The organism is Caballeronia sp. (assembly GCF_049581465.1).
In the GTDB taxonomy this organism is placed as follows: Bacteria; Pseudomonadota; Gammaproteobacteria; order Burkholderiales; family Burkholderiaceae; genus Caballeronia.
This window is the reverse complement of the sequence record NZ_JBAUSA010001432.1, coordinates 1-6,897: the sequence shown is the minus strand read 5'-3', so window position 1 is coordinate 6,897 and position 6,897 is coordinate 1. Positions and strand designations below refer to the sequence as shown.

Sequence of the window (6,897 nt, the reverse complement as noted above, 5' to 3'; positions counted from 1 at the left end):
ATGGAACAGCGGACCGTCCAGTTCGGGAGGGATACGGTAGGGCACGGCGGCCTGTCCCCAGGCGAGCTTGAGGCCCTCTTCGATCAGGTAGGCAAGGCCGAAGGTGAACAGGAGTTCGGCCACGTGCCCGTACTTGTGCACGGTGCGCAAACCGAAGCGTTCCACCAACGCCCCGACGAGCACCAGCAGCATCGGGGCGAAAACAAGCGCCGGCCAGAAGCCGATCTTGCTGGCAATGGCGTACGCCAGATAGGCACCCAGCATGTAGAAGCTCGCGTGCGCGAAGTTGAGCACGCCCATCATGCTGAAGATCAGCGTGAGTCCCGACGACAGCAAGAACAGCAGCAGCCCGTAGCTGATGCCGTTCAGCGAGGAGACAACGAAGAATTCCACGGACACTGTTCCTTCCTTGTGGCGTCAACGGGCACCCACGGCGGTGGACGCCTCGGCCGATCGCAAGTTCGTCATCAGCCAAGGGCAATCCCGGGCTAGTTCGGGCGCTTCATCTGGCAAGTGGTCGGCTGGGCAGACGCAGCAGCGTCCATGACAGTATCGGTCCGCCAGCCGTAGCCGGTCTTTTCCTGGTCATACTTGACGTCCTTGCCATCCACCTTGACCCAGGTCGCGATCACAAGGGGCTGTTGCGCCTGGTGATCCGAGGCGCGCATTTCCACGATGCCATTCAGGCTTTCGACCTTCATGCCTTCGAGCGCCTTGGCCACCTTGACCGGATCAGTCGATTTCGTTTCCTTGAATGCCTGGCTCAGCATGGCGATGCCTGTATAGGCTGCCATCACGTAGAAGTCATCGTCGTATTTCTTCTTGAAGCCGTCGAATATCTGATCGGCTTGGCGAGGATTGCCTTTGGTGTTCGGGCCAAGATAACCGACATACCTGACGCGCCCGGCACCCGCCGAACCCATGGCGGTCGGCACGCCGGTCGTGGATGCGTAATAGGTGTAGTAATTGGCGGTCACGCCAGCGTCCTTTCCGGCCTTGATCAGCAGCGCCAGGTCGCTGCCCCAGTTACCCGTGATAATGGTATCGGCGCCGGAAGCCTTGATCTTACTGGCATAGGGCGAGAAATCCTTGACCTGTGCCAACGGGTGAAAATCGTCGCCCACGATCTCTATGTCAGGACGCTTGCGCTTGAGGTATTCCCGCGCGGTGCTCGATACATCATGGCCGAAGGAATAATCCTGATTGATCAGGTAGACCTTCTTGACGTTCGGATCCCTGGCGAGAAAGGTGGTCAACGCCTCCATCTTCATGTCGGCGTTGGCATCGAAGCGAAAGTGCCAATAGTCGCACTTGCTATTGGTCATGGCCGGATCTACCGCGGCATAGTTGAGGTAGATGATTTCCTTGCCGGGATTTCGCGCGTTGTATTTGGACACCGCGTCCTCGAGCGCCAAGCCGACCGAAGAACCATTGCCCTGCGCGATATAGCGGATTCCCTGATCGGCCGCCTCGTTGAGAAGGGTGAGGCTTTCCTGGGGCGATAACTTGTTGTCGAAACCGACCACCTCTAGTTTCTGTCCGCCGCTCCAGTCTTGCTGATTCGCCACCTCAGCAACATATTGCCAGCTCTTGAGTTGGTTGCTCCCTAGCGAACCCATCAGGCCGGACAACGGGTCAATAAACGCGATCTTCACTGTTTCTGCCGATGCGACACCCGAAGACAGCACAATGCAAACAGTCGCGCGAGTGAAAGCAGAACGCAGGTTTTTCATTTAGTGTCTCCGATGATTTTTTATAATCTAGGCAAACCACTACGTATAGCTAACTACATGCAAAGATGCATGGTTTCTATAACTGACGAGCAATGCTAAACGGCCAGACAAATCATGGCGCCGCTAATCGAATTGCACTGCTGACTTTGATTCCTGCATGCCCTGCCACTCCACCGATGCGCCGATGCGACGTGCTTATCTATTGTGCACAGTATGCAAACGCAATTTCGCACGGCCGTTCGGAGTATGTCAACGGGGCAAACGCGTAGAGGGTCGGCTATGCGGGTGTTGGCCGGGAAAACACCTATCGCGGAGCGGCTGGCGAGAAATTGAAGTCACGCACGGGCTTGAAGTTTTACGGGCATTTCGCTTGGCACCATTGTGAAGGCGGAAACCTCCTTGATCGTCGCCGGGTCGACCGCCAATGCAACTTTAAAGTGTGCCGTCAGCATCGAAATAACGAGCCTCATTTCCACATTGGCCAGATAACGTCCCGGACAGACTCGCGGTCCTGCACCAAATGTCAGATAAGCCCGGAGCTCGTGTGCTCCATCTGATGGATCATGGGGGTGTTTCCATCGATCAGGATTGAACGACTCTGGATGCGCAAAATTCCGGGGGTCCATCATGGCGGGGCGCGTGAGAAAGAGCATCCGCGTACCGGCCGGCACCGCGACGCCTCCCAGGCACACGTCCATCAGTGGCTCAAACGTCTGTATCGCGGCGACGGGTCGTAGCCTTAGCGCCTCGTTGCTAACGCCCTCGCACAGGTCAAGATGCTTTAGTGCATCGTAGCTTGGGCAAACTGTCGACTGACCGAGAACCTCTCGTGAATGCTCGAACATTCGCAACTGCAAATCGGTATCTGCAGCAAGGTACATGACAGCCCATGCAATGGAATTGGCCGTCGTGTCCTCTCCGGCAACGAGCAGGGTGAGGACGTTGGCAACGATCTGTTCGTCAGTCACGGTCGAGTCGGGCTGCTCTCGTGCGAGAAGCATCGCCTCAAGCAAGTTGTGTGGCGACGCGCCAGGCATCCCTCGCATACGGTCGCTCGCACGTTCAATCATTTTACGGATGTACCGATGTACCTCCACCATTGCCTGATCCAACCGGTGATCCCGAGGTAGCTTGACGTAGCGCCAGTACGGGAACAGTGCAACCACGCGACGCATAAGTGCGGGTGGAATGAGCTCAAGGTGTTCCTGGATGACATCGTGCTGTTGTTCAAGGGTGTGAGGGTCTTCCCCGAATGCAAGGGCGCTCGTCACGTCCACCGTGTAGCGCTTGAGTTCCTCCGTCATCTCCACTGTTCGCCCCTCGGACGCGGCGCGCTGCAGTCGAACGCGAAGACGTTCCGTGATTGCGGCAAGTGTTGGATAGAAGCTCTTTATGTTGGAAATCGATAGCGCCTGCATAACAAGCCGACGCTGAGGCTCCCATGCGGCGCCTTCAGCAGAAAATAGCCCATTGCCACCCAGCTCCGCCAAAACCGACTCGATCGGTGCAAAGCGTCGATACCGGTTAGGGCGTTCTCGCATGACCGTCTGGAAGAGCTCTGTCTGCGTCCAGACTGTCATTGGAATGGTGCCGAGCTGGACCCTGAATGGCGACCCCAGCTTCGCCGCCCATTGCTCTAACGTCAGATGCAGTTTGGCCGGCGCTAACTGAAAGAAATTCCCTAACCCGGGCAAGCCTTGCGGGCACGGCAAATCCGCGACCGTCCGCAGGTTTTCGCTGATGTCCGACCGAACGTCCGCCATTTCCCCCTCCGCGTCTTAGTGCGGGAATTCTGCGGGCACGAGGAGCGCCCCTCCAATGAGCATAGACCATGGGTCAGCCGCCTCAAGTGAGCGGAGGTCGAATGCGTTTTTCGGCGATTACTTCACTAAGAGCAACCGCTCGGAAATCTTCGCTGAGCGGCGTGGACGGCTCGCTCTGGGCAGACCGGCCGAAGGCGGTAATCGGCCATGGGACTAAACCGCTCGGCGACACGCTCCGCCGCACCTGTCTCGGCGCTTAGCGCAATCGCGCTGCTAATCCTGTTCACCGATCGTTTGGGCGTAGGTCCTTCCGTACGGGTAGAAGAGTTCCTTTCGGCCTTGTTGCCATGCCGCCTTGAGTTCGGACGTCGTGATGTCCCAGTCCGACCGGCATTTCTTCGTCAAAGTACGCAGGTCCTGGCGCAGTTCTTCCATAGTGGGGCGGCCGAAGAACCAGTAGCCGTTGTAGATCTTATAGATGACAAGACCGGGTTCAAGGACGATCGTGTGAGGGATCATCGGATTGTGGCCCGGGTCGGTGTATTCCGCGATGTCGAGGTCCTTCTGCACGGTACGCCGCGGGTCCGACAGGAAAGGCCAGTGCGCGCCCATTCCGCTGCGCAATTCATTGGTCTCGGTGATGTTGTCGGTACTGATCGTGACCAGCCGGCAATAGCCGACCTCGAGCTCACGATGCAATTGAACAAGCCCTTCGTGCTGGCGACGGTCCTTGGGGCAGAAACCTCCGCGGCTCAGGACCAGAACCATCGGATGCGGTCCTTGCAGCTCTGAGAGCTTCCGATGTTTGCCGGTGTGGTCGGACAGCTCATAGTCGGGGAAGGTGGCCCCTGGAATCATGTCGGGTCGCATATGAAGTTCTCCTCCTCGATTGTTGATCGGTGCGCTACCCGTAAATCATAGCGCCGTTATGCGGCGGAAACGATAAGGCGGCTTCATCGGAGACCCCGTCATTGCGCGAGCGGGCGTCCGGCTAGCGACGATTTCTCGAAGAGCAGGAAACTCGCTGTCAAGAGCGTGCTGCCTATGCCGACCGCGAGCGGGAAATGCCAGTCGGCGCCCGTCATGACTTGCGGCAGGAGCCCTATGGCAAGTGCGGGGATTGCATGCAGACGAGTCGCGCGCAGCATGACGACGCCGAACAGCATGGCCAGCACCGTTGAGGTAACCCCTGGACCCCATGTCGCCAGCGCAGCGACGCCGGCCGCCGCCGCGAGCGTGCATACCGCCGGCAACAGTACCGGCCGCTGGGCCCAGGGGCAGACGTCTGCATGCGCGAACATTTCGAACGCAATAACGATGAGTGGCGGGAAAAACACCATTCGCATTCCGGTCGCCATCGACAGCAGGTGGGTGGCGCCAAGAAACACCGCGAAGAACGGCACCCACAGGAACCGCTCGGGCAGCGATTCGATTTCGTCGTCGACCCGATCGGCGGCGCTCGGCGCGGCATGTGCGGCTGCTTGGTCGTTGAACCTCCGGTATGCCGAGGACAGGATGGCAAGCGCACCCGTGCCGAGCAGGATCGCAAGCGGATACAGCCAGCTTTTCTCGCCGAGCGCGAGCGCGAGAAAGCAAGCCGAAATGGCCGGCACGATAGGCGAGCGCATCAACTTGAGAATGACGAATGCGCCCACGATGCAGATTGCAATGGATGCAGCGGAATACGGCAGATAACGAGTGACGAGTACACCCAGCACGGCGGTCGCTGCCGGAGAGAGCGCGAGCATCCACGGCGCACGGGCCCAAGTGCCGCGCGGCCGCAGGAATACGTCGTAGGACAGTGCGGCTAATTCGGGAAAAAGAAGCAAAGCAATGCCGGACGCCGAAGCGGCTCCAGCGATCCCGCCCATGAAGCAGAGCGAAATAAGCACGGCTGACATAACGTGGCGAGATTGAGCGGTTCTCATGTAACGGACCTATATGTTGTGCACAGCCCGGGCGGCAGGTTAAGCGGGAACTGGCGCGCCAGCCAGCGTGCATGACCCGCAGCTTGCCCAGCACGGGGCCTCGCGCATTGATCGCCGCTCACGGACTTGCTCGTCGGGGGAATAAGCCTTATCGGCCGAAGTGATCCCCATGGTAGACAGATTGGCTTGGTGCGAATATTCCCTATAACTGCACGCCATCCTTGGAAAAATGCACCGATCTTCGACTACGGTTTCGGTTGGCCGAGCGGCGTCCTGCCGAAGCGCGTAAGCACGAGAAACAACGATAAAAGGCTTACAACTCCCGGGCTGCGTTGCGCAAGATTTCCTGGGCGCGTTGCGCTATCGGGGATAGGTAGCCGGCCCTGCGTATCAGTCCGACCTGACGGAGCAGGCCGTCAAACTGGATCGGGCGCACAGCAATGTTGAGCGGTAGAAAGCCAGGGTTGAAGCTGCGCGCGTCGATAAGGCTAACCAGTTGCGTAGTGGAAACGATAAGGATCAACGCGGCCAGACTATTGGCCTCGACTACGACGCGCATACGCGGGTAGCCCTGTTTTGCAAAGGCTTGCTCGATCTGCACACGGGCAAATTCCTGTCGACTGGACGCGGCCCATGCGCAGTCCACCAGATCGCCTAGCGTGACCGATTCGCGCTTGGCCAGAGGGTGCCCGGTGCTAACCATCAAGCTGTAGTGACCGTCATACAGCACCTCCTTGGCCATGGATGCGTCCAAGGTCTCGGGCAACGGGCATACAGCCACCTCCACTTCACGCTTGTCGATGGCGTCCAATAGCGTGTCGCTAAACGCTGTCGTCACATTGACGCGTGCGGCGGGCCGCTCGACCAGCAGCGTTGGGAACAGCGAGCGCAGCGCGAAACTCGTGGTGGCCGGCGTCGCACCAATGCGTAGCAGGCCCGCGTGTCCTCCACCCATATCGCGCGCTTCCTGCAGCGCGCTATCGAGTTGCAGGGACACGCTCAATACCCGCGTATGGAATATCTTGCCCGCCTCGGTCAATACCGAGCCGCGCGCGGTGCGCTCGACCAAGGTTACGCCCACCTTGCGCTCCAGCCGCTGTACGGCCTTGGTCACGGCCGGCTGGGAAATGCCCAGTTGTTCGGCGGCGCGCGCCAGCGTACCGGTACTCGCGATGGTCAGGAAATATGCAAGGTCGCCATCAAGCATGCCATTCCTTCGAGTTATGGATCTTGACTTTCCGGTTATTGGATTTTATATCGCCCTCCTCCCGATAATGAAGCCTCCAATTAGCGAGAAGGAGTAGTTCCATGGAACACAATGAACAGTGCGCCGCGTTCCGCCATATGCGCGAGGGTACGGAGCAGGATTGGGCGATCATCGGCAATGACTTTGGGCCGTTCGCTAAAGGACTGCCTGGCCGCCTGCTGGACCACCTGCGCTTGCTGAATGGCGACTTTGGCGGCTTTCCTGCC

6 protein-coding genes are annotated in these 6,897 nt (G+C 58.9%); all 6 read right to left on the bottom strand.

Features of this window, described 5'->3' with window-relative positions:
* On the bottom strand, positions 1–393 hold a 393-nt coding region (locus WCA53_RS34640), incomplete at its 3' end, for an ABC transporter permease subunit (protein ID WP_423922971.1).
* 95 nt (positions 394–488) lie between these two features.
* Positions 489–1,733 (bottom strand): branched-chain amino acid ABC transporter substrate-binding protein, encoded by a 1,245-nt coding sequence (locus tag WCA53_RS34635; protein ID WP_423922968.1) that lies wholly within the window; start codon positions 1,731–1,733, stop codon positions 489–491.
* Positions 1,734–2,068: 335 nt separating this feature from the next.
* Positions 2,069–3,496: a cytochrome P450 gene (locus WCA53_RS34630; RefSeq protein WP_423922965.1), complete on the bottom strand. Its 1,428-nt coding sequence runs from the start codon at positions 3,494–3,496 to the stop codon at positions 2,069–2,071.
* 273 nt (positions 3,497–3,769) lie between these two features.
* Positions 3,770–4,366 (bottom strand): redoxin domain-containing protein, encoded by a 597-nt coding sequence (locus WCA53_RS34625; RefSeq protein WP_423922960.1) that lies wholly within the window; start codon positions 4,364–4,366, stop codon positions 3,770–3,772.
* 98 nt (positions 4,367–4,464) lie between these two features.
* Positions 4,465–5,397: an HPP family protein gene (locus WCA53_RS34620; protein ID WP_423922955.1), complete on the bottom strand. Its 933-nt coding sequence runs from the start codon at positions 5,395–5,397 to the stop codon at positions 4,465–4,467.
* Positions 5,398–5,737: 340 nt separating this feature from the next.
* Complete coding sequence (locus tag WCA53_RS34615) at positions 5,738–6,631, bottom strand: LysR family transcriptional regulator (RefSeq protein ID WP_423922952.1); 894 nt, start codon at positions 6,629–6,631, stop codon at positions 5,738–5,740.
* Positions 6,632–6,897 lie beyond the last annotated feature (266 nt).